This is a genomic window from Saccharopolyspora hirsuta, from assembly GCF_008630535.1.
Classification (GTDB): Bacteria; Actinomycetota; Actinomycetes; order Mycobacteriales; family Pseudonocardiaceae; genus Saccharopolyspora; species Saccharopolyspora hirsuta.
The window spans coordinates 476002-496660 of record NZ_VWPH01000007.1; the positions used below are offsets into that span (position 1 = coordinate 476002).

Annotated in this window: 23 protein-coding genes; 13 read left to right on the top strand and 10 right to left on the bottom strand. The window is 71.2% G+C overall.

Annotated elements, in window-relative coordinates; genetic code table 11:
* The first annotated feature begins 278 nt into the window (after positions 1-278).
* The gene (locus F1721_RS17970; RefSeq protein ID WP_150067841.1) at positions 279-881 is read left to right on the top strand and encodes a dTDP-4-dehydrorhamnose 3,5-epimerase family protein; all 603 of its coding nucleotides are present in this window, start codon (positions 279-281) and stop codon (positions 879-881) included.
* 6 nt (positions 882-887) lie between these two features.
* Here the strand turns inward: F1721_RS17970 and F1721_RS17975 are convergent, their stop codons facing one another.
* A complete protein-coding gene (locus tag F1721_RS17975) occupies positions 888-1202 on the bottom strand; it encodes a S26 family signal peptidase (protein WP_150067909.1) in 315 nt (104 codons plus the stop codon).
* Between the two features lie 78 nt (positions 1203-1280).
* Between F1721_RS17975 and sodN the strand changes: the two genes are divergently transcribed.
* The 3 genes from sodN (at position 1281) to F1721_RS17990 (ending at position 4007) form a co-directional block, all read left to right on the top strand.
* Positions 1281-1688, top strand: a complete 408-nt coding sequence (gene sodN / locus F1721_RS17980; protein ID WP_150067842.1) for a superoxide dismutase, Ni — start codon at positions 1281-1283, stop codon at positions 1686-1688.
* Positions 1689-2037: 349 nt separating this feature from the next.
* A complete protein-coding gene (locus tag F1721_RS17985) occupies positions 2038-2901 on the top strand; it encodes a P63C domain-containing protein (protein WP_211840507.1) in 864 nt (287 codons plus the stop codon).
* Between the two features lie 245 nt (positions 2902-3146).
* The gene (locus F1721_RS17990; protein ID WP_150067844.1) at positions 3147-4007 is read left to right on the top strand and encodes an alpha/beta fold hydrolase; all 861 of its coding nucleotides are present in this window, start codon (positions 3147-3149) and stop codon (positions 4005-4007) included.
* Between the two features lie 19 nt (positions 4008-4026).
* Here F1721_RS17990 and F1721_RS17995 read toward each other — a convergent pair whose 3' ends face one another.
* Both F1721_RS17995 and F1721_RS18000 read right to left on the bottom strand, forming a co-directional pair.
* Entirely contained in the window at positions 4027-4611 is a 585-nt protein-coding gene (locus tag F1721_RS17995) for an NAD(P)H oxidoreductase (protein WP_150067845.1), read from the bottom strand.
* A 21-nt stretch (positions 4612-4632) separates the two neighbouring features.
* Positions 4633-5628, bottom strand: a complete 996-nt coding sequence (locus F1721_RS18000) for an NADP-dependent oxidoreductase (protein WP_150067846.1) — start codon at positions 5626-5628, stop codon at positions 4633-4635.
* 107 nt (positions 5629-5735) lie between these two features.
* Here F1721_RS18000 and F1721_RS18005 point away from each other — a divergent pair, with 107 nt between their 5' ends.
* The 5 genes from F1721_RS18005 to F1721_RS18025 all read left to right on the top strand — a co-directional run bounded on the left by F1721_RS18005 (position 5736) and on the right by F1721_RS18025 (position 11741).
* Positions 5736-8834: an ATP-binding protein gene (locus F1721_RS18005; RefSeq protein WP_150067847.1), complete on the top strand. Its 3099-nt coding sequence runs from the start codon at positions 5736-5738 to the stop codon at positions 8832-8834.
* Positions 8835-8888: 54 nt separating this feature from the next.
* Positions 8889-9857 (top strand): GlxA family transcriptional regulator, encoded by a 969-nt coding sequence (locus tag F1721_RS18010; protein WP_150067910.1) that lies wholly within the window; start codon positions 8889-8891, stop codon positions 9855-9857.
* A 10-nt stretch (positions 9858-9867) separates the two neighbouring features.
* Positions 9868-10494 (top strand): DJ-1/PfpI family protein, encoded by a 627-nt coding sequence (locus F1721_RS18015; protein WP_150067848.1) that lies wholly within the window; start codon positions 9868-9870, stop codon positions 10492-10494.
* Between the two features lie 18 nt (positions 10495-10512).
* Positions 10513-11109 (top strand): acid phosphatase, encoded by a 597-nt coding sequence (locus F1721_RS18020; RefSeq protein WP_150067849.1) that lies wholly within the window; start codon positions 10513-10515, stop codon positions 11107-11109.
* A 164-nt stretch (positions 11110-11273) separates the two neighbouring features.
* Positions 11274-11741, top strand: a complete 468-nt coding sequence (locus F1721_RS18025; RefSeq protein WP_150067850.1) for a GNAT family N-acetyltransferase — start codon at positions 11274-11276, stop codon at positions 11739-11741.
* Between the two features lie 6 nt (positions 11742-11747).
* Here the strand turns inward: F1721_RS18025 and F1721_RS18030 are convergent, their stop codons facing one another.
* Positions 11748-12176: a hypothetical protein gene (locus F1721_RS18030; RefSeq protein WP_150067851.1), complete on the bottom strand. Its 429-nt coding sequence runs from the start codon at positions 12174-12176 to the stop codon at positions 11748-11750.
* 399 nt (positions 12177-12575) lie between these two features.
* Between F1721_RS18030 and F1721_RS18035 the strand changes: the two genes are divergently transcribed.
* Both F1721_RS18035 and F1721_RS18040 read left to right on the top strand, forming a co-directional pair.
* The gene (locus F1721_RS18035) at positions 12576-13502 is read left to right on the top strand and encodes a diacylglycerol/lipid kinase family protein (RefSeq protein ID WP_150067852.1); all 927 of its coding nucleotides are present in this window, start codon (positions 12576-12578) and stop codon (positions 13500-13502) included.
* 247 nt (positions 13503-13749) lie between these two features.
* Positions 13750-14004, top strand: coding sequence for a WhiB family transcriptional regulator (locus F1721_RS18040; RefSeq protein ID WP_093157940.1), 255 nt, complete (start codon positions 13750-13752; stop codon positions 14002-14004).
* Between the two features lie 287 nt (positions 14005-14291).
* Here the strand turns inward: F1721_RS18040 and F1721_RS18045 are convergent, their stop codons facing one another.
* Positions 14292-15785 (bottom strand): PAS domain-containing sensor histidine kinase, encoded by a 1494-nt coding sequence (locus F1721_RS18045; RefSeq protein WP_150067853.1) that lies wholly within the window; start codon positions 15783-15785, stop codon positions 14292-14294.
* A gap of 211 nt (positions 15786-15996) precedes the next feature.
* On the opposite strand from F1721_RS18045, the gene F1721_RS35650 reads away from it, so the two are divergent.
* A complete protein-coding gene (locus F1721_RS35650; protein ID WP_103908190.1) occupies positions 15997-16071 on the top strand; it encodes a 50S ribosomal protein bL37 in 75 nt (24 codons plus the stop codon).
* A gap of 76 nt (positions 16072-16147) precedes the next feature.
* On the opposite strand, the gene rsrA is transcribed toward F1721_RS35650, so the two are convergent.
* Together rsrA and F1721_RS18060 are read right to left on the bottom strand one after the other, a co-directional pair.
* Entirely contained in the window at positions 16148-16480 is a 333-nt protein-coding gene (rsrA, locus tag F1721_RS18055) for a mycothiol system anti-sigma-R factor (RefSeq protein WP_150067854.1), read from the bottom strand.
* Positions 16477-17130, bottom strand: coding sequence for a sigma-70 family RNA polymerase sigma factor (locus F1721_RS18060; protein ID WP_150067855.1), 654 nt, complete (start codon positions 17128-17130; stop codon positions 16477-16479). Before F1721_RS18060 ends, rsrA begins: the two co-directional genes overlap by 4 nt.
* Positions 17131-17357: 227 nt before the next feature.
* Here F1721_RS18060 and ybaK point away from each other — a divergent pair, with 227 nt between their 5' ends.
* A complete protein-coding gene (gene ybaK, locus F1721_RS18065; RefSeq protein WP_150067856.1) occupies positions 17358-17834 on the top strand; it encodes a Cys-tRNA(Pro) deacylase in 477 nt (158 codons plus the stop codon).
* Between the two features lie 399 nt (positions 17835-18233).
* Here ybaK and F1721_RS18070 read toward each other — a convergent pair whose 3' ends face one another.
* From F1721_RS18070 to F1721_RS18080, 3 genes are read right to left on the bottom strand one after another with little or no spacing between them, the layout of a single operon-like run.
* Positions 18234-18845: an alpha/beta hydrolase family protein gene (locus F1721_RS18070; protein WP_150067857.1), complete on the bottom strand. Its 612-nt coding sequence runs from the start codon at positions 18843-18845 to the stop codon at positions 18234-18236.
* The gene (locus tag F1721_RS18075) at positions 18842-19558 is read right to left on the bottom strand and encodes an SOS response-associated peptidase (RefSeq protein ID WP_150067858.1); all 717 of its coding nucleotides are present in this window, start codon (positions 19556-19558) and stop codon (positions 18842-18844) included. The genes F1721_RS18070 and F1721_RS18075 overlap by 4 nt, the downstream gene beginning before the upstream one ends.
* 38 nt (positions 19559-19596) lie before the next feature.
* Positions 19597-20361 (bottom strand): SOS response-associated peptidase, encoded by a 765-nt coding sequence (locus F1721_RS18080; protein ID WP_150067911.1) that lies wholly within the window; start codon positions 20359-20361, stop codon positions 19597-19599.
* Between the last annotated feature and the right edge of the window lie 298 nt (positions 20362-20659).

Genomic DNA, 20659 nt, shown 5'->3' on the forward strand with positions numbered 1-20659 from the left:
GGCGGACGCTGCGGTTCGAACAGTGTGCCAGGCCTCCAGATCAATGTCAGCGACCGGGATCACACAAGCTCACCAGCAACTTCAACAAAATGTCAACGGTCTTGGGCAGTACGGGCGTCCGGTTTTGATTCGAAAAAGCGCAGTACGTACGTACGGTTTTCAGAATTTGCGCTGACCGAACGATCGCCGGATTTTCTCGGCGACGCCCGCGGTGCGCGCGTCCGGTCAACCGCTGCCCCTCCGGACCGTGTGCCAACCTGCCCCATAGGCTTTCGACCGTGCAGGTACGTCGACTTGAGAACACCGGCGCGATCGAGTTCATTCCGAAGTCGTTCCCGGACCACCGCGGCCTCTTCGTCGCGCCGTTCCAGGAGGCGGCGCTCGTCGAAGCCGTCGGGCACCCGATGCGGGTCGCGCAGACCAACCACAGCGTCTCCGCCCGCAACGTCATCCGCGGCGTGCACTTCTCCGACGTACCGCCCGGCCAGGCCAAGTACGTGTACTGCCCGCGGGGAGCGCTGCTCGACGTGGTGGTCGACATCCGGGTCGGCTCGCCCACCTTCGGCAGGTGGGACGCCGTCCGGCTCGACTCCGACGAGTACCGCGGCCTCTACGTGCCTGAAGGCCTCGGGCACGCCTTCGTGGCCCTCACCGACGACACGGTGATGAGCTACCTCTGCTCAACGCCCTACAACCCGGGCGCCGAGCACGGCATCAGCCCGCTGGACCCGGAGCTCGGGCTCCCGTGGTCCGACCACCTGACCGGCGAGCCGGTGCTGTCGGAGAAGGACCGGGCCGCCCCCACCTTCGCGGAAGCGGCGGAGAAGGGGCTCCTTCCGGATTACGAAACCTGCCTGGCCCACTACGAAACCCTGCGCTGACCCGGGTCAGCGCAGGCGCCCCGGGTTCGGCCACAGCCGCCAGCGCACGACCCCGAGGACCTCGGCCGGGCCGAGCTCCCGCGAATCGGTCGAGCCGAAGCTGTTGTCGCCCTCCACGTGCCAACCGCCCGCCTCGCGGCGCACCGCGCGCTTGACCGACAGCTGCTCCGGCCGCTGCGCCCAGCGGACCAGGACGACGTCGCGCGGGCGCGCGCGGGCGCGCAGGCGCAGCAGCACGACATCGCGGTCCCGCAGTGTGGGAACCATGGACGGTCCCCGCACCAGCAAGCGGCGCCAGGGCCACCGCCCGAGCGATTTCACAGACACCTCCAGTAGGACGCCGAGGATCTTCCAGAGTAGGGTCGGCCCTGTCGGAGCACTCACTGTCAGGGAGGAATCATGCGACTGCTGTCGCGAATCCTCAGCCCCCGCCTGGAGGCGACCGCGCACTGCGATCTTCCGTGCGGCGTGTACGACCCGGCCCAGGCGCGTATCGAGGCTGAGTCCGTCAAGGCGATCCAGGAGAAGTACCAGGCCAACGAGGACCCGGAGTTCCGCACTCGGGCGATTCTGATCGCCGAGCAGCGCTCCGAGCTGGTCAAGCACCACCTGTGGGTGCTGTGGACCGACTACTTCAAGCCGCCGCACTTCGAGAAGTACCCGCAGCTGCACGAGCTGATCAACAAGGCCACCAAGGCCGCGGGCGCCACCGGCACCAAGGGCTCGATGGACCCGAAGACCGGTCAGCAGCTGCTGGACTACATCGCCGAGATCGACAAGATCTTCTGGGAGACCAAGCAGGGCTGAAGCACCAGCTCCACCGGGGCGCCGACCAGCGAGAACCTTCGCTGGTCGGCGCCTTTTCCGTTCTCCGGACCGCTTCCGCGATCTGCCCCCTTAGGACGGCCAGGGCACAGTCCGAGGTTGATCTGCTACCACGAACATCGATCCTGCCCGCTCCCTCGCTGGCACCGCAGCATTACCAAGACTATTTAAAATGGAGCACGGGGATCATGCAGTGCCCTTCCGCTACCCGCGCTAGGCCAAACGGGGAGAATGCTGCGAGGAGTCGGGGATGCCACTCCCCCCTGTCAGCCCCTCCCGCTACGGTCGTACCACCGTACGAAGCGCACCCGCCCCAGGAGAGGCCACCGACTTGACAAAGTCAAAGAACCCCACGCCACGCAGCCCGTTCGCGAAGCATGTCGGCCAGATCCAGCTTGGAAATAACGATCTAGACTGCTACGTCCTGGACTCGGAGATTCGAGTCCTAGCACTTCGATCGGCAGTTCGAGCGCTAACAGGAGTCGACGGAAGCGACCTCGACAGCTATATCGGTGTCCAAAACCTCCGAGACCACCTCGACAGCCGACGAATATTGGCGAGCGCAGTCGAGTTCTCCATCCCGGGAACACAGTTCACCGGCAAGGGAATTCGCGCCGACGCATTCCTTGACATTTGCCGAGCTTATGTAAACGCACATCAGGACGGGAAGCTGACAACTCCACGCCAACAGGAGTTGGCGATGAAATCAGCAGTCTTGCTCGCCGCATGCGCAAAGGTTGGCCTGGACGCCCTCATCGACGAGGCAACAGGCTACCAGTATGAACGAGCCGAGGATGCTCTCCAGGTCAAGCTACGAGCGTACGTCCTGGACGAACTGCGCGACTGGGAGAAAACTTTTCCAGACGCACTGTGGGAAGAGTTCGGAAGACTTACGAACTGGAGCGGGCCACTCCATTCTAGACCAAGATGGTGGGGGAAGCTCGTACTCGCCCTCATCTACGACGCACTCGACCCAGACGTGGCCAATCACCTCCGCACCACAAAACCGGCCCCGCGGAAGGGACAGAACTACCACCAGTGGCTCACCGAGGACATCGGACTCCAGTCGCTGATCACCCACATCCATCAGGTCATTGGCATCGCAAAAACCTGCAACACGATGAACGAGCTAAAGGAGAAGGTGGCGTTTCACTACGGAAAGAAGCCAATTCAGCTGCCGCTGGAACTAAATTAGGAACCACCCAAGTTCAGCGTGTGGCGCCCCAAGGCCACGTCGAGCATCGCGCTCGTCAGAGCGGTGCACGCGATACGCGGAAAGGATCAGCGCGGCAAGCGCACTGCGGTGCAAGCTCCGGCAGCACCGAGACGACGCACTACATCTTGATCAAGGGTGATCCGGCTGGTTGCCACCCGTTCGACCCGCCCCGGAAAAGCAGTGGCCTGCCGGAGGTGGGGCGTCCACAATCGACCGTCGTGGACGTGACCGATCCGATTCGCCTCGGCCAGCACCGGCTTCCCGACGGGCGGGACCTCGCCTGGGCCGAGTGGGGGCCGGAGGACGGGACAGCCGTGCTGCTCTGCCCCGGTGCGGCGACGAGCCGTCGGCTCGGGTTCGGCACCGATGTCGTCGACGCGCTCGGCATCCGGTTGATCTCGGTCGACCGGCCCGGGCTCGGCGCGTCCGATCCGGCACCGGGCCGCACGCTGACCGATTTCGCCGCCGACATCGGCGAACTGCGCCGCGCCGTCCTGGACTCGGCCGAGCTCGCCGTCGTCGGGTACTCGGCGGGCGGGCCGTTCGCGCTGGCCTGCGCAGCGGAGGGCGTGGCGGTGCGGGCCGCGGTCGTCGCGGGCGCCGACGAGTTCGCGTCGTTCGACAGCGGGCTCCCGGACGACCTGCGCGACATGGTCGAGCTGGTGGCCGCCGATCCGGCCGCCGCCGAGCAGTCCTTCGCCGAGTTCGGCAGCGCCGACGCGCTGTGGCAGCTGATCACCAGGTCCAGCCCGGAGGTCGACCTGGCCGTCTACCGGGCGCCGGGGTTCGAGCCGGTCTTCCGGCGGGCGATGGCCGACGGTTTCGCGCAAGGCCCCGCCGGGTATGCGCGCGACACGGTGCTGGCCATGAGCCGCTGGCCGTTCGCCGTCGCCGACGTCCGCACGCCGGTCGACCTCTGGTACGGCGGGCTCGACACCAGCCCCAGCCATTCGCCCGACCACGGCACCACGCTGGCCGGACGTCTGCCGTCCGCGCGACACCACCTGGTGCCGGACGCGGGCGGTTCCCTGCTGTGGACGCACGCCGGAGCGATCCTGCGCGGCCTGGTGGGTGCCGACCGCTGATCCGGTCGGCACCCCGCGCTCAGCGGTCCAGGAACTGCTGCGCCGCAACCTCCACGTCGGCCAGCACCCGCTCGGCGTCCAGGGTTTCGAGGTCGTGGACCAGCCGGAGCTCGGCGTCCTCGATCCCGCAGAAGTTCGAGATCCCGATCCGCAGCTGCACGTCCATCATCTCGGCGAGCCCCACCTCCGCGTAGCCCTCGCGGGACCCACCGGCCAGCCCCAGCCACAGCATGCGCTTGCCCGCCAGCCGCGGTTCGCCGCGGCCGTAGGCGAACCCGTGGTTCCACACCCGGTCGATCCAGCCCTTGAGGATCGCCGGTGGCGCGAACCACCACACCGGGAAGACCACCGCGATCAGGTCCGCGGCGTCGATCCGGGCCATGTGGGCGTGGACCTCGGGCGAGTAGGTCTTGTCCCGGTCGTTCCAATCCGGTTCGTCGGCGGTGGTCAGGCGCGGGTCGAAGTCCTCGGCGTACAGGTCGAGCAGGTCCACCTCGTACTGCGCCGCTTTCAGCTCGCGGTGCACCAGATCCGCGCTCCGCGCGGTGATCGAGTCGCCCCTGGGGTGCGCGACAACGACGAGCGCGCGGGAATTCGGCGACATGACAGCGTTTCTCCGATCTCCTCAGTCGTCCAGGCGGACGAGCATCTTCCCGGTGTTCGCGCCGCTGAGGACTCCCAGCAGCGCCTGCGGAGCGCGTTCGATCCCGTGCTCCACCGTGGTCTCGGTGCGCAGAGTCCCGTCGCGCAGCCAGTTCGCGGCCTTGCCGAGGTACTCCGGGAACTGGTCGAGGTGGAGGCCGACGAGCAGGCCGCGCATCGTGATCTCCTTGGCGGCCATCTGGAAGTAGTTCTCCGGGCCGCCGTGCGCGCCGATGGCGCCCACCAGGGCGATCCGGCCCCCGGCGCGCATCGCGTCGATGGCGGCCTCCAGCTGCTCGCCTCCGACGTTGTCGATGTAGACGTCGATGCCGTCCGGTGCGGCGACGTCGAGCTGCTCGGCGACCGGGGCCGACCGGTGGTCGATGGCCGCGTCGAACCCGAACGTCTCGCGCAGCTTCCGCGCCTTGACCGGGCCACCGGCCGACCCGATGACCTTCGCGGCCCCGAACTCGCGGGCCAGCTGCCCGGCCACGCTGCCGACCGCACCGGCCGAGGCGGACACGAACACCACGTCGCCGGGGCGGACCGGGGCGGTCTCGGTGGTGGCGACGTAGGCGGTCAGCCCGGTCGTGCCCAGCGGGCCGAGGTAGTCCGGCTCGGCGGCGACCGAGGTGTCGAGCACCTCGACCTCGGATGCGTCCAGCCGGGCGAACTCGCGCCAGCCGAGCCAGTGCCGCACCGCGGCGCCGACCGGCACCTCCGCCGCCCCGGAGGCGACGACCCGCCCGGTCGCCGGACCGTCGAGCACCTGGCCCACCTGGTACGGCGGCAGGAAGGTGACGCCCGGGTCCATCCGCACCCGCATGTAGGGGTCGACCGACATCCAGGTGTTGCGCACCAGCACCTGCCCGGTGCCGGGTTGCCGGACCGGCGTCTCGACCAGTTCGAAGTCCGCCGCGCGGAGCTCCTCACCGGGAAGCGACCGCAGCCGGATCTCGCGGCCGGTGTTCTGTGCCATCACCACTCCTCTCCGAGCTGGCCCCAGCTTCGGCGGCACCGGTTGCGGTTCGTTGCGGGTTCGCTTGCGGTCGGCCATCACCGCAGGTCGCCGAGTACTGTCAGGACGTGCGTTTCGGAGTGCTGGGCCCGCTCGCGGTGTGGACCGACCACGGCGCTCCGGTGCCCGTCCCGGAGGCGAAGGTGCGAGCGCTGCTCGCGGCCCTGCTCGTCGCCCCGGGCCGCTTCGCCTCCACCGACCGGCTGGTCGAGGACCTCTGGGGCGCGACTCCACCGGGCAAACCGGTGCCGACCCTGCGCGCCAAGGTCTCGCAGCTGCGCCGCGCGCTGGACGCCGACGAGCCGGGTGCCCGCGCGCTGCTGGAGTTCCGCTCCGGCGGGTACCGGCTGAACATAGACGCCGAGGCGGTCGACGCCGGGCGTTTCGGAGTGCTGACGGCGCAGGCCAGGACAGCGGCCGACGCCCGGACCCGAGCGGCCGTGCTGGCCGAAGCCCTCGACCTCTGGCGCGGCGAGGCGTTCGCGGAGTTCGCCGACAGCGACTTCGCAGTGCCCGCCCGCACCCGGCTGCACGACCAGCGCCTGACCGCGCAGGAAGAGCACGCCGCGGCCCGCCTCGAACTCGGCGAGCACGTCGAAGTCGCCGCGGACCTGGCCGAGCTGGCCGCCCGGCACCCGCACCGCGAACGCCTGCAAGCCGTCCACCTGCGCGCGCTGTACGGCGCCGGGCGGCAGGCCGAAGCGCTGGAGACCTACCAGCGGGTGCGCACCCGGCTCGCCGACGAGCTCGGCGCCGACCCCGGCCCCGAGCTGTCCACATTGCACAGTTCGATGCTCCGGCAGGAGCCCGGGCTGACCGCCGCCCGGTCCCGGCACAACCTCCCCGCCGCGGTGTCCGAGCTGATCGGTCGCGGCAGCGCCCCGGACGAGGTGCGCGCGCTGCTGAGCACCGGACGCCTGGTGACCCTGACCGGGCCCGGCGGGGTCGGCAAGACCCGCCTCGGGCTGGAAGTCGCCCGCGCCGCGGCGGATTCCTTCCCCGACGGCGCGTGGCTGGTCGAGCTCGCCGGATCGTCCGGGACAGCCGTGGCCGACGCCGTCGCCGCCGCGCTCGGCCTGCGCGACGAAACCGCCCACTCCCCGCAGGACGGCGCCGCCCGCCTGGTCGAGGCCCTGCGGGACCAGAACCTGCTGCTGTTCCTGGACAACTGCGAGCACGTCGTGGACGCGGCCGCATCGCTCGCCGAGCGACTGCTGGCCGCCGCCCCCGGAGTGCGGCTGCTGGTGACCAGCCGGGAACCGCTGCACCTGCCCGGCGAAACCCTGTGGTCGGTCCAACCGCTGGACCCGCCCGAGAACGGAACCCCGGCGGCGGTCCGCGATTCCGGTGCCGCGCAGCTGTTCCTGGCCAGGGCTGCTTCGGCCGCGCCCGACTTCAGCCCGCAGGACGAGGACGCCGCGGCGATCGCCGCGATCTGCCGCCGCCTCGACGGGCTGCCGCTGGCGCTGGAGCTCGCGGCGTCCCGCGTCCGCGGCCTCGGCGTGCGCGAACTCGCGGCGCGCCTGGACGACCGCTTCGACCTGCTGATCGCCCGCAACCGCCGCGCGCCCACCAGGCACCAGACCCTGCGGGCGGTGATCGACTGGAGCTGGGAGCTGCTGAGCGACACCGAGCAGACCGTCCTGCGCCGCCTCGCCAGCTGCGCCGACGGTTGCACGCTCGAAGCGGCCGAGGCGATCTGCGCCGACGAGGACCTGCCGCCGCACGCGGTGCTGGACGCGCTGACCGCGCTGGTCGACCGCAGCTTGCTGACCGTCGCCCTCCCCGAAGGGCACCCGCGCTACCGGCTGCTGGAGTCGGTGGCCGCCTACTGCCGGGAACGCCTGGCCGAGGCGGGCGAAACCGACTCCGCGCGGCAGCGAGCGCGCCGCTACCACGCCGACTTCGCCGAACGCGCCGAAGCCGGGTTGCGCAGCGCCGAGCAGCGGACCTGGTTGCGCCGCCTCGATCTGGAGCTGCCGAATCTCCGCGCCTCGCTGGACGATTCGGTCCGGCACGGCGACACCGGGGCAACGCGCCACTTGGCGGCGGCCGCGTCCTGGCACCTCTTCCTGCGCGGCCGGTTCCGGGAGGCGCACCAGCTGCTGGCGTGCTCCGGGCCCGACCCTGAGGTCGCGGCCTGCCGGGACGCCTTGGCGGTGCTCTCCGGCGCGGAGCGCAAGACCGCGCGCGAGCGGCCGGAGATCACCGGCCCGGTCGCCCGCGCGCGGGCCGAGTGCTTCCTGGAGTACGTCCACCTCGACGTCGGCGACTACACCGGCCCGCCCGAACCCCTGGAACGCGCGCTGCGGGTCTGCCGCCAGGCCGGTGACCGCTGGGGCGAGGCCGCCGCCCTCACCAACCTGGCCAGGCGCGCGATCGTCCGCGGCGAACTCGCCCGCGCCCGCGAGCGCGCGACAGCGGCGAAAGCGCTGTTCGACGAGCTCGGCGACGAGTGGGGCCAGCTGCAGGCGGCCGAGCCGCTGGCGCGGATCGCCGAGATCACCGGCGACTACCCGACGGCCGAGCGCACGCACCTCGACGGCCTGCGCACCGCCGAAGACCTGGGCCTGGCCTCCGACGCCGCGGACAAGCTGTCCGGCCTCGGCCGCATCGCCCTGCTCACCGGCGACCTCGCCACCGCCGAAACCCGCCACCGGCGCGCGGCCGAGCTCGCCGCGGCGGTCCACGACGAGCAGGGCCTGGTCTACGCCGAGTTCGGCCTCGCCCTGACCGCCCGCCGCCGAGGACGCCTGGACGACGCGGAACAGCTGTGGCAGCGCCAACTCCGCTGGAGCCGCCGAGCCGGTGACCAGCCCGGAGTCGCCCTGGCCCTGGCCGAACTCGGGTTCATCGCCGAGCAGCGCGGCGACGCCGACACCGCAACCCGCTTCCACGCCGAAGGGCTCACCACCGCCGAAAGCACCGAAGACCCCCGCGCGATCGCCCTCGCCCTCGAAGGCCTCGCCGGTGCCAAAGCCCTCGCCGGAGAAGCAGGAGAGGCCGCCCACCTGCTCGGACGAGCAGCCGCGATCCGCGAAGCAGTCGGCGCGCCGCTCCCGCCAGCCGAACGCGCCGACGTCGACCGCATCACGGCCCGAGCCCGCGGATCAGCCCCGGAAGCCTTCGCCGAGGCCTACGCGGAAGGCCGCGCCGACCTGTCCTGATCGGTGGGGTGCTCGTCCTTGAGGACGCGCACCGGCGCGGCCAAGCTCGGTGGGGTGAGCAGGCACCGGGTGGTCATCGCGGTCTACGACGGCGTTCAGCTGCTGGACGTCGCCGGGCCGCTGGAGGTCTTCGACGGTGCCGACCACCTGCTCGGCGGTGGCTACGACGTGCGGCTGGCCTCGCTCAGCGGCCACGACGCGGTCACCTCCTCGCGGGTGCGGCTGGGCGTGGACGTCGCGCTCCGGGACGTCGACGAGCTCGACACCCTCGTCGTCGCGGGCGGCTGGGGGTTCCGCGAGGCGGCCGGTGATCCGGAGCTGGTCCGGCAGGTGCGCCGCCTGTCCGGCCTCGCCCGCCGCACGGCGTCGGTCTGCACCGGCGCGTTCCTGCTGGCCGAGGCCGGGCTGCTGGACGGGCGGCGGGCCACCACGCACTGGGCGATGTGCGACGAGCTCGCCGAGTCCTACCCGGACGTCGCGGTGGAACCGGACGCGATCTACGTCCGCGACGACGCCGTGCTCACCGCGGCCGGGGTGAGCACCGGCGTGGACCTCGCGCTCGGCCTGGTCGAGGACGACCACGGCGCCGAGGTCGCCCGCACCATCGCCAAGTGGCTCGTGGTGTTCCTGCAGCGCCCGGGCGGGCAGTCGCAGTTCAGCGTGTGGCACTCGGCGCAACCGGTGCACGACCGCGCGCTGCACGAGCTGCTCGGCGAGATCGCCGCGAACCCGGCGGGCGACTACCGGGTCCCGGTGATGGCCGACCGGCTGGCCATGAGCCCGCGGCACTTCACCCGCCTGTTCACCAAGGAGGTCGGCACCAGCCCCGGCCGCTACGTCGAGCGGGCGCGCGTCGAAGCGGCCCGCGCGATGCTCGAAACCGGCCAGCGCGGCATCCCGCGGCGCTGCGGGTTCGGCAGCGCCGAGACCATGCGCCGCGCCTTCGTCCGCCAGCTCGGCATCCCGCCCAGCGCCTACCGCGACCGCTTCCGCACCGCCGGGCGACCGGCGGCGACGCACTGAGGAGACCACAGTGGACATCGCATTCGTGCTCTACGACGGGTTCACCGCGCTGGACCTGATCGGACCGTACGAGGTCCTCGCCGGACCGCCCGGCGCGACCCCGCACTTCGTGGCCGCCGACCGCGACACCGTGGTCTGCGACTCCGGCCTCCCGGTCCGGCCCACGACGACCTTCGCCGAGCTGACCCGCCCCGACATCGTCGTGGTCCCCGGCAGCTCCCAGTGGCGCACCGCGCTGGAGCGCACCGAGCTGACCTCCTGGCTGGCCGCGGTCCACCCGACCACCACCTGGACCGCGTCGGTGTGCACCGGGTCGACCCTGCTGGCCAAGGCGGGCGTCCTCACCGGCCGACCGGCGACCACGCACTGGGCGGCCCGCGACGCGCTGGCCGAGCTCGGGGCGCAGGTCAGCACCGACCGCGTGGTGGTCGACGGCGACGTGATCACCGGCGCCGGGGTGTCGGCCGGGATCGACATGGCGCTGCAGCTGGCCGCCCAGCTGTGGGGCGAGGACAGCGCGAAGCTGATCCAGCTGGCCCTGGAGTACGACCCGCAGCCGCCGTTCGACGCCGGATCGCCGGAGAAGGCCGGGCCGGAGCTGACCGCGGCGATCCGCGAAGGGGTGCTCCCGGCGTAGCGCGGTTACGCTCGGGCCGTGGCACAGGACGAGCACCGCGTTTACCTCCTCCGACACGGCACCACCACCTGGTCCCAGACCGGCCAGCACACCAGCCGCTCCGACATCCCGCTCACGGTCGAGGGCGAACTGCGGGCGCGCCAGGCCGGGCAGACCCTGACCGCGCTGCGCCCCGCCGGACCCGTGGTCGTGCTCGCCAGCCCGCGCCAGCGCGCGCAGCGGACGGCGGCGCTGGCCGGTCTGGACGACATCGTCACCGAACCGCTGCTCGCGGAGTGGGACTACGGCGACTACGAGGGCCTGACCACCGCGCAGATCCGCGAGCAGGTCCCGGACTGGACGGTGTGGACGCACCCCTGCCCGGGCGGCGAGACCGCGGAGCAGGTCACCGCCCGCGCCGACGACCTGCTGGCCCGCATCGCCGACACCACCTCCGACGTGGTGCTGGTCGGCCACGGCCACTTCAGCCGCTGCCTGATCGCCCGCTGGCTCGGCCTCCCCGCGACCGCCGGAGTCCGCTTCGCCCTCGACCCGGCCGGGATCACCGTCCTAGGCCGGGAGCGCGGCGTCCCCCAGATCGTCCGGGCCAACATCCCGCCCTGGCAGCAGGGCTGACTTTCCTGTTCCAGGCTCGTTCTGCGCGGCGGTGCCGGTGGCGGAACCCCAGCGCCCGCCCGGACTGCGGGTGCCCGGCTTCATGCATGCCAGTTCAGCGCCGCGGGGATGGCCTGCCGGGCGCGAATATGCTGGCCCGGTAGGCAGAACCCGTGGAGGTACCGATGATCCGCCGTGCGACCGAAGCCGACGTCCCGGCCATGGTCGAGCTGGTGCACGAACTCGCGCTGTACGAGAAGGCGCCCGAGAAGTGCCACCTGACCGAGCAGCAGCTGCGCACCGCGCTGTTCGGCCCGGACCCGGCGCTGTTCGGGCACGTGGCCGAAGTGGACGGTGCGGTCGTCGGGCTCGCCCTGTGGTTCCTGAACTTCTCCACCTGGGAGGGCGTGCACGGCATCTACCTGGAGGACCTGTTCGTGCGTCCGCAGCAGCGCGGCAGCGGCCTGGGCAAGGCCCTGCTGCAGGCGCTGGCCAAGGAGTGCGTGGACCGCGGCTACGCGCGGCTGGAGTGGCAGGTGCTCGACTGGAACGAACCGGCGATCAACTTCTACAAGGCGGCCGGGGCGATCCCGATGGACGAGTGGACCGTCTACCGCCTCACCGGCGAGCCGCTGCGCGCCTTCAGCGCCTGAACCCGCTCAGCTCTCGCGATCGGCGTCGGGGGCGGCGTTGCCGTAGTAGGACCAGCGCCGCCCCTCGCGGTTGAACATGAACCACAGGACCGCGATCGCCGGAACCGCGAGCACCAGCCCGATCACCGGCTGGCCGGACGGCCCGAAGGCGTACCACGCGGTGCCCAGCAGCATCAGCTGCATCAGCAGCGCCGGGGTGCGCGCCCAGTGCTTGCCCTTGAGCATCCCGATGCCCGCTGCGAGGACCCCGGCCGACAGCAGGGCGAAGTACCCGGCCTCGCCGTAGGTCTGGGTGGGCCCGAACTCCCCCACCCCGTCGAGCGTGGCGGTACCGCGGATCAGCAGCGCGACGACGAAGACCAGCCCCGCCACGGCCTGCAGCGTGGTGAGTACGCCGGCGATGCGCACGGTGCGCGGGACAGCTTCGGTCGACACGGTTGCCCTTCCGGAAAGCGGAACTCGGTCACTCTGCGTATGCCCCATCGATGGTAATACCGCCTGAATGACGCATGGCTGCGACCACGGTCACGCGCGATGATCGGCTCATGGCTGCCACGGCGATCGCGGATATCGGGGTGTCCGCGCCCGTGCGCCCGACCGGCCCGGGTGGACGACGGACGGATGCGCTCCGGGGTTGCGCATCCGGCGCCCACCGGGCTCCGGCGGTGGTCAGCGGCGCGGCGCACCTGCTCCTGGTGTCTCAGCCGGCCCGCCCCGCCCGCGTCGGGCACCGCGGCCGGTCCGGGTGCGGATCGCGGCGGAAGGAGGCCGTGCGGGAGAGCTGAACCGCTGGACGGTGCACGGGCGCCCGGTGGTCTCGCCTAGGCTGCGGGTGTGCGCGCCGTACTCGTCGTCAACCCGCAGGCGACGTCCACCACTGCGGCTGGCCGGGATGTGCTCGCCCACGCGCTGGCCAGCGAGCTGAAGCTGGACGTCGTCGAGACCCAGTACTGGGGCCACGCCGCCGACACCGCCCGCGCGGCCGTCGAGGACGGCGTGGACCTGGTGATCGCGCACGGCGGCGACGGCACGGTGAACGAAGTGGTCAACGGCATGTTCGCCGCGGGCGAGGTGGGTGACCGGGCAATGCCGACGCTGGGCGTGGTGCCCGGCGGCTCGGCGAACGTGTTCGCCCGCGCCCTGGGCCTGCCCCGGGATCCGGTCGAGGCCACGCACCGCCTGCTGCGCGCGGTGGCCGAGCGCAGCGGCCGCTGGGTCGGGCTGGGCCGCGCCGACGACCGCTGGTTCACCTTCAACGCGGGCGTGGGCTGGGACGCCGAGGTGGTCGCCGAGGTCGAGCGGCTGCGCTCGACCGGCCGGAACGTGACGCCCGCCCTGTACGCCCGCACCGCGCTCGCCTGCTACTTCCGGATGGCCCGCGAGGAGCCGAAGCTCACCTTGCGAATCGGTGACGAAACGCAGGTCGGCGGATTGCACAGCGTGTTCGTCTCGAACACCGACCCCTGGACCTACCTCGGCTCCCGCCCGGTGCGGATGAGCCCGGAGACCAGCTTCGACACCGGCCTGGGCGTCTTCGCGCTGCGGAACATGCGTGCTTACCCTGTGTTACGACATGTAGCGGAAATGCTGCGCGGTAGAGCGAAACCACACGGAAGAAACTCAATTCAGCGTGCGGACGTGGGCCATCTCCGCGTAACCTGTACGGAGCCGTTGCGCCTGCAGGTCGACGGCGATTGCCTGGGTGAGCGTTCGGAGATCGAGTTCCTCTCAGTCCCGGAAGCTCTCCGCGTCGCTGTATAACCTTCTCGTAACGGATGGACGTAGTTGCCGACTCGCGGCCCCCGTCTGCGACCGGTGACACACCGAAACCCCTGGTCAAGTCCTGTCGATCTTTCAGGTGAGTTCCCTCACCACGCGAGATCGAACTCTTGACATCGCGGCAGTTCGTGAAAGCATTCACAAGCACACGGACTCCGTGAAAGCATTCACAAACACCCCGAACGAACGAGCGGCGCGCGTGGGCGCGCCTAGCGAGGAGCAAGGAACGATGGACTGGCGCCACGATGCGGTTTGCCGTGACGAGGACCCGGAGCTGTTCTTCCCCGTCGGGAACAGCGGTCCTGCCGTGCTGCAGATCGCCGAGGCGAAGGCCGTTTGCCGCCGTTGTCCGGTCGCCTCCGAGTGCCTGGCTTGGGCACTGGAGAGCGGGCAGGACGCCGGCGTCTGGGGCGGTATGAGCGAGGACGAGCGGCGTGCCCTCAAGCGGCGCAACGCTCGCACCCGGGCCCGCACCAACGCCTGAGTAGCGAAGCTCGCTGAAGACGTGGCGGGTCGATCGCACCCCCGGTGATCGACCCCACGTCTTCGCCCCGGTCGCGAAGCAACGGCCATCGCACCGAAAGAACCCGCACACCCCGACGAGAACCCGGCCGATCCGCGTCGATGTCGGCCCCGGAAGAACCGCCCAGCTCACCGCTCGTTCGAGCAGGCGGATCCGGGATTCCGACCCGGTCGGCCGCGATGCGACAACCCGACCGCCGCATCACCAGCATCGACGCACCGCGCGGCGCCCGACCTACCGGGCAGACGTCAGCGCCGGTACTTCAGCGGAACTCGCAACACCGCCTCGGTACCCCGCTGCCGCCCGCGACCGCGCAAGCTCAACGACCCTCGGAGCTCGGATTCCACGAGGGTCCGCACGATCTGCAGGCCGAGGCGTTCGGCGCGCTCGAGGGAGAAGCCCTTCGGCAGGCCGCGACCGTCATCGGAGATGACCACGTCGAGCCAGCGCGCCGAACGCTCCGCCTGCACCACGACTTCACCGCCCTGCCCTTCCGGGAAGGCGTGCTCGAACGCATTCTGCACCAGCTCGGTGAGCACCATCACCAGCGGGGTCGCCAGCTCGGCGGACACCACCCCGAACCGACCTTCGCGACGCACCTTCACCCCGGTCTCGGCCGCGGCGACGTCGCTCATCATCGGGATCACGCGGTCCACCACGTCGTCCAGGTCGACCCGCTCGTCCACCGACATCGACAGCGTCTCGTGCACCAGCGCGATCGACGTCACCCGCCGCACCGACTCGTCCAGCGCGAGGCGCGCCTCGGTGTTCCCGGTCCGCCGCGCCTGCAACCGCAGCAGCGCGGCCACCGTCTGCAGGTTGTTCTTGACCCGGTGGTGGATCTCGCGGATCGTCGCGTCCTTGGACATCAGCGCGCGGTCCCGGCGCTTGACCTCCGTGACGTCGCGCACCAGCACCAGCGCACCCGCGTGCTGCCCGCGCGGCTGCAGCGGCAGCGCCCGGAACAGCACCGTCGCCCCGCGCGCCTCGGCCTCGATGCGCATGCTGGGCTGGCCGCCCATCGCGCGCCGCACGCGCTGCGCCACCTCGTCGGCGTCGAACGGGTCGTTGAGCAGCGACCGGGTCAGCGGCGCCAGCTGCGCCCCGACCAGGTCCGCGGCGTGGCCCATCCGGTGGTAGGCGGACAGCGCGTTCGGGCTGGCGAACACGACGGTCCCGGAGCTGTCCAGCCGGATGAGGCCGTCGCCGACCCGCGGGCTGGTGTGCACGTCGGGCGCCGGTTCCGGGGTCGGGAAGGTGCCGTCGGCGACCATCTGGCACAGGTCGGCGGCGCTGCCCAGGTAGGAGATCTCCAGCGGGCTCGGCACCCGCGGCACCGCCAGGTTGGTGTCCCGGCTGAGCACCGCGACGATCTCGTCGCCCAACCGGACCGGGATGGTCTCGCGGCGCACCGGGACCCCGAGGTGCCAGCGCGGGTCCTCCTCGCGGCAGATCCGGCCCTCCAGGGCCGCGCGCCGCAGCTGCGGGTGCTCATCCTGCGTGACTTCGGTGCCCACCACGTCCTCCGGATGGGCGGTGGGGGCCGTCGTCGGCCGCGCCTGGGCGACGCACAGGAAGCGGGTGTCCGGGGCCTCCTGCGGGCCGATCGGCACCCACAGCAGGAAGTCGGCGAAGGACAGGTCGGACAGCAGCTGCCACTCGGCGACCACGAGCTGCAGGTGGTCGGCGGCAGTGCCGGACAGCCCGGTGTGCTCGGCGAGCAGGTCACTCAGCGTGGACAAGATCAGCTCCTCGGCAGGTCCTCTCGGCCATCGCTTCCTCCTCACCGCGGCCCGGTGGGCCCCTGCTTAGGAAACCACGAGCGGAACCACCCGCCAGCGGCAGGTGGCGGGCATGTCAGACTGGGAGCTCGAAACCCCAGCGGTGACCTGGTCGGCCTCGACGCCCGACCGGTCGCCGGACTGGCCGGAAGCCGAACTTGAGGAGATGCCGATGGGCAAGCGCGCTCGCAAGAAGAAGGACCGGAAGAAGAACAAGGCCAACCACGGCAAGCGCCCCAACTCGTGAGCGCCGGCGGCACCAGCCGTCGAACACGCGAATGGCCCCGGACCAGATCGGTCCGGGGCCATTCGACGTCTTGGGATCATTCCGCCGAGGTTCGCTTCGTCCGAACCTCGACCGACGTGCCGTCGGGGCCGCGCTCGACGGTCACCTCGGCCTTGCGCAGGACAGCTTCGCGGATCGAGGCCCGGAGCCGTTCCTTCAGCTCCGTCGGAGCGTGCTCACCGCTGCACTTGCGGTGCAGCAGGGCCTTGATGTGCTCCTCGATGCCGAAGTGCTCCAGACAGCTCCCGCAACCGTCGAGGTGCTGCTGAACCGCAGCGCGACGCTGCTGGTCGCACTCGTTGTCCAGGAACAGCCACACCTCGGCAAGCACGTCCTCGCAGGAGGCTTCGTCCGGCTCGCCGCAGTTCATGAAGTGCTCACCTCCCGCTGGGTCTCCCGCAAGAAGCCGCGATCACGGGCGACGTCGGTGAGCATCTCACGCAGCTGCCTGCGACCACGGTGCAGCCTCGACATGACGGTGCCGATGGGCGTGCCCATGATCTCGGCGATCTCCTTGTACGCGAAGCCTTCCACGTCCGCGAGGTAGACCACCATGCGGAACTCCTCGGCCAGCTGCTGCAGCGCGGCCTTCACATCGGTGTCCGGCAACCGGTCCAGCGCCTCGACCTCCGCCGAGCGCAGGCCGCTGGAGGTGTGGTTCTCCGCCTGCGCGAGCTGCCAGTCGGCGATCTCGTCGGTCGGCTGCTGCTGCGGCTGGCGCTGCCGCTTGCGGTAGCCGTTGATGTAGGTGTTGGTGAGGATGCGGTACAGCCAGGCCTTCAGGTTCGTGCCCTGGGTGAACGACTTGAACGCGGAGAACGCCTTGAGGTAGGTCTCCTGGACGAGGTCCTCGGCGTCCTGGGCGTTGCGCGTCATCCGCAGCGCCGCGCCGTAGAGCTGGTCCAGCAGCGGCATCGCGTCCTGCTCGAAACGCGCCGCGCGCTGCTCGTCGGTCTCCTCGGCGTGGTCGGAGTCGTTCGGTCGCCCGGTCACGTCCGGGTGCTCTGGGGTGCTTGGCACCGGGCTCCTTTCCCGCCGCCTGGACGAGGTGACAGCAGGCGACGAACCCATGCGCTCGTTCGCATGGTCCAGGTTCGAGGATACGCGCGCCCTACTGCGACTACCTGTCGGTGACAGCCGTGCAGGCTCTGGGCGGTCCAGCACGCAGGTGTTCGTCGAATCCATGGTCACGTCCCCTCCAACGCGACACCCGCGGCCCGTTATTCCGGCCTTCTAGAGTGACGCGCATGGCAGGTAAGGGCACTCCCGCTACGGCGCTGCTGACCAAGCGCAAGGTTCCGCACGAGGTGCACGCGTACGACCACGACCCGCGCGCCGAGTCCTACGGGTTGGAGGCGGCCGAGGCGCTCGGCCAGCCCCCGGAGCGGGTCTTCAAGACGCTGGTCGCGGAGGTGGACGGCAAGCTCGCGGTCGGGGTGGTGCCGGTCACCGGGCAGCTCGACCTCAAGGCGCTCGCGGCGGCGGTCGGCGGGAAGAAGGCCAAGATGGCCGAGGTCGCGGCGGCCGAGCGCGCCACCGGTTACGTCGCGGGCGGCATCTCCCCGCTCGGGCAGAAGAAGCGGCTGCCGGTCGTCGTCGACTCCTCGGCCACCGGCTTCGACACGATCTACTGCAGCGCGGGGCGGCGCGGCCTGGAGATCGAGCTCGCCGCCGCGGACCTCGTGCGGCTGCTCGACGCCGTGGTCGCCGACATCGCCGGGTGACCGCTGCGCAGGGGGAGCGCCCCGGCGGACGATGACAGGCCGCTCCCCCGCGCCGCGCATCAGCTGCACCGGGAACCGAACAGGCTGGGGGGATGCGTCCTGTCCGGGAGGTGTGGGAGTCGGCCGCTCGTTCCGATCCGGGAACCGGTTCACGATCGCGGGCGCTGAACTCTCCGCTGATCGTCCGGACCAGGGGCCCACCGGGCAACGCCGGTGTTTTCAGATGGTGATTGCCCCAGCTGAACAGCACCCCGGGTCACCCGTCCAGGGGCGGCTGCGATCAGCCCCGCTCCTCGTGGAGCGCAGCAGCCCGCAGAACGCGCGGTGCGAGCATGGGAACCTTCCTGTCACCCCAGGCCCGCCGAGGTGAGGAAGGGAACCTTCCTGTCATCACGCGCGCTAGTCGAGCAGGCGGAGCACCCGCACCAGCCACTCCTGGGCGGCGCGGTAGACGGCGTCGACGTCGGCCTTCAACGAGTGATCACCGGGCACCAGGACGACCTCGCGGTTGTGCGACGGCTCGGGCTGCCCGAACGCGTCCCGCTCGCCCTGCACCACCAGCACCGGTGCTTCGACCCCGTCCAGCTCCGCCAGCCGGGACTTCTCCGGCTTGCCCGGCGGGTGCACCGGGAACGCCAGGCACAGCACCGCCGAGGCCGCACCGGCTTCCGCGGTCCGGCACGCCACCCGCGCCCCGGAGGAACGGCCGCCGAAGATCAGCGGGAGGTCGGCGAACCAGCGCTCGCCGAGGTCCTCCGCGACCGCCAGCCACGCCGCGTCCAGCTGCTTGGCCGGGGCCGGGGCCCGTCGACCGGCCACCCGGTACGGCTGCTCGACGAGCGCGACGTGCACGCCCGCCTCCGTGGCGGCGCGGGTCACCGCCACCAGGTCGGGCGCGGCGATGCCGCCACCCGCGCCGTGCCCGAGCAGCAGCGCGGCGCGCCCTTCCTCCGCGCAGTGCAGTTCGGCCCGGGCCGGGCCGTGCGGGGTCTCGACCTCGACGCTGGTCATGACTCGAACAGCGCTGCCTGCTCGGCGGGCTCGGGCACCGGTTCGACCTGCCGCAGCAGGTCCGGGTGGTTGTTGCGCATGCTGTTCACCTCGGTGGAGACGGGGTGGAGCGCCAGCTCGTCGAGCATCCCCTCGGCCGGGGTCAACAGCTCGCCGATCTCGGTCCGCTGCGGGTCGAGCCAGTCCGACCAGCGGTCCTGCGGCAGCACCAGCGGCATCCGGTGGTGCACGTCGGCCAGCTCGCCGACGGCGTCGGTGGTGACCACCGCGCACGTCACCAGCGGCCGGTCGGTCGAATCCGGCGCCCACCAGGCGGAGAACACCGCGGCCATCGCCAAGCTCGCCCCGTCCTTGCGGCGGCACAGGAACGGCTGCCGCCGCCGGTCACCCGGCCGCCACTCGTACCAGCCGGTCGCGGGCATCAGGCAGCGGCGCCGCCGCGCGGACTCGGCGTAGGCGGGCTTGGTGGTGATCGACTCGGCCCGGGCGTTGATCATCGGCGGCCCGCTGCCGATCTCCTTCGCCCAGGTCGGGACCAACCCCCACCGCACCGGGCGGATGCTGCGCTCGGCACCGCGCTGGACGACGATCGGCACCGTCTTGGTCGGAGTCACGTTGAAGTCCGCGACCACGGCCCCGCCGGTGCGGTCGACCGCCTCGAACTCCTCGGCCAGCGCCGCCGGATCGTGCTGGACGGCGTACCGACCACACATCAGAACTCACCCCGCGTCGTGCTCCACCTCGCGCCGAATCACTTCGACCCGGGATCCAAACCTACCGCCTGCGGTTGCGGCTCGAGCGGCACGCGTTCGACGAGCTCGGCACCGTTGTTCCGGACGTTGTTGACCGCCGTGGACACCGGGCGCAGCTCCAGCGCGGCCACCAGTTCCTCCGACGGCGGCGCCAGCAGGTCGGAGACGTCCGGCTGGTCCGGGTCGAGCCAGTGCTCCCACGCGGTGGGCGGCAGCAGCAGCGGCATCCGGTCGTGCACCTCGGAGAGCTGCCCGATCGAGCTGGTGGTCAGCACCGAGCAGGTCACCAGCGGTTCGGCGTCCTCGACCTGCGGATCGCGCCAGGTCGCGAAGATGCCCGCCATCGCCAGGCTGGAACCGTCCGGGGAGGTCATGAAGAACGGCTGCTTGCGGTTGCCCTCGCGCTTCCACTCGTACCAGCCGTCGGCCGGCAGCAGGCACCGGTAGCGCTTGATCGAGGTGCGGAAGGCGGGCTTGGTCGTCACCGTCTCGGACTTGGCGTTGATCATCCGGCTGCCGATGGACTTGTCCTTCGCCCACATCGGCACCAGGCCCCAGCGCATGACGCGGATGGTGCGCTCGGTCCGCTCCAGGTCCCGCTCGCCGGACTCGTCCTGCGGGTGCCGCTGCACCACGGTCAGCACCCGCTTGGTCGGCGCGACGTTGAAGTCCGCGCCGGGAGCAGCACCGCCGGTGCTGTCCAGCGCGGCGAACTCGGCCGCGAGCTTGCCCGGATCCTTCGTGGAGGCATACCTGCCGCACATGCCCGGTCGAACCTCCGTCACCTAGCAGCGGTGTGGTCCACCCCATCCTGGCAGTCCGGATCGCCCCGGGCGAGCGGCACGAGCAGATCCCGAACGCACGCGAGGTGACAGGAAGGTTCCCCTCCTCGCACTACCGGGCCCGACAAGTGACAGGAAGGTTCCCTTGCTCACGCCACAGGCCCGCCAGGTGACAGGAAGGTTCCCCTCCTCGCAGCACCGCGTCCGCCGGATGACAGGAAAGTTCCCATGCTCCAACCCCCGCCGCGGCGGCCCGGCGCCACAGGTGCCACGGCGGGTC

What these genes read in the sequence shown, in the direction of transcription:
- F1721_RS18040 (WP_093157940.1), top strand. Translation starts at nt 13,750, where the DNA reads ATGGACTGGCGCCACGATGCGGTTTGCCGTGACGAGGACCCGGAGCTG.
- ybaK (WP_150067856.1), top strand. Translation starts at nt 17,358, where the DNA reads ATGGCAGGTAAGGGCACTCCCGCTACGGCGCTGCTGACCAAGCGCAAG.
- F1721_RS18070 (WP_150067857.1), bottom strand. Translation starts at nt 18,845, where the DNA reads ATGACCAGCGTCGAGGTCGAGACCCCGCACGGCCCGGCCCGGGCCGAA.
- rsrA (WP_150067854.1), bottom strand. Translation starts at nt 16,480, where the DNA reads ATGAACTGCGGCGAGCCGGACGAAGCCTCCTGCGAGGACGTGCTTGCC.
- F1721_RS18025 (WP_150067850.1), top strand. Translation starts at nt 11,274, where the DNA reads ATGATCCGCCGTGCGACCGAAGCCGACGTCCCGGCCATGGTCGAGCTG.
- F1721_RS18080 (WP_150067911.1), bottom strand. Translation starts at nt 20,361, where the DNA reads ATGTGCGGCAGGTATGCCTCCACGAAGGATCCGGGCAAGCTCGCGGCC.
- F1721_RS18075 (WP_150067858.1), bottom strand. Translation starts at nt 19,558, where the DNA reads ATGTGTGGTCGGTACGCCGTCCAGCACGATCCGGCGGCGCTGGCCGAG.
- F1721_RS17995 (WP_150067845.1), bottom strand. Translation starts at nt 4,611, where the DNA reads ATGTCGCCGAATTCCCGCGCGCTCGTCGTTGTCGCGCACCCCAGGGGC.
- F1721_RS18000 (WP_150067846.1), bottom strand. Translation starts at nt 5,628, where the DNA reads ATGGCACAGAACACCGGCCGCGAGATCCGGCTGCGGTCGCTTCCCGGT.
- sodN (WP_150067842.1), top strand. Translation starts at nt 1,281, where the DNA reads ATGCGACTGCTGTCGCGAATCCTCAGCCCCCGCCTGGAGGCGACCGCG.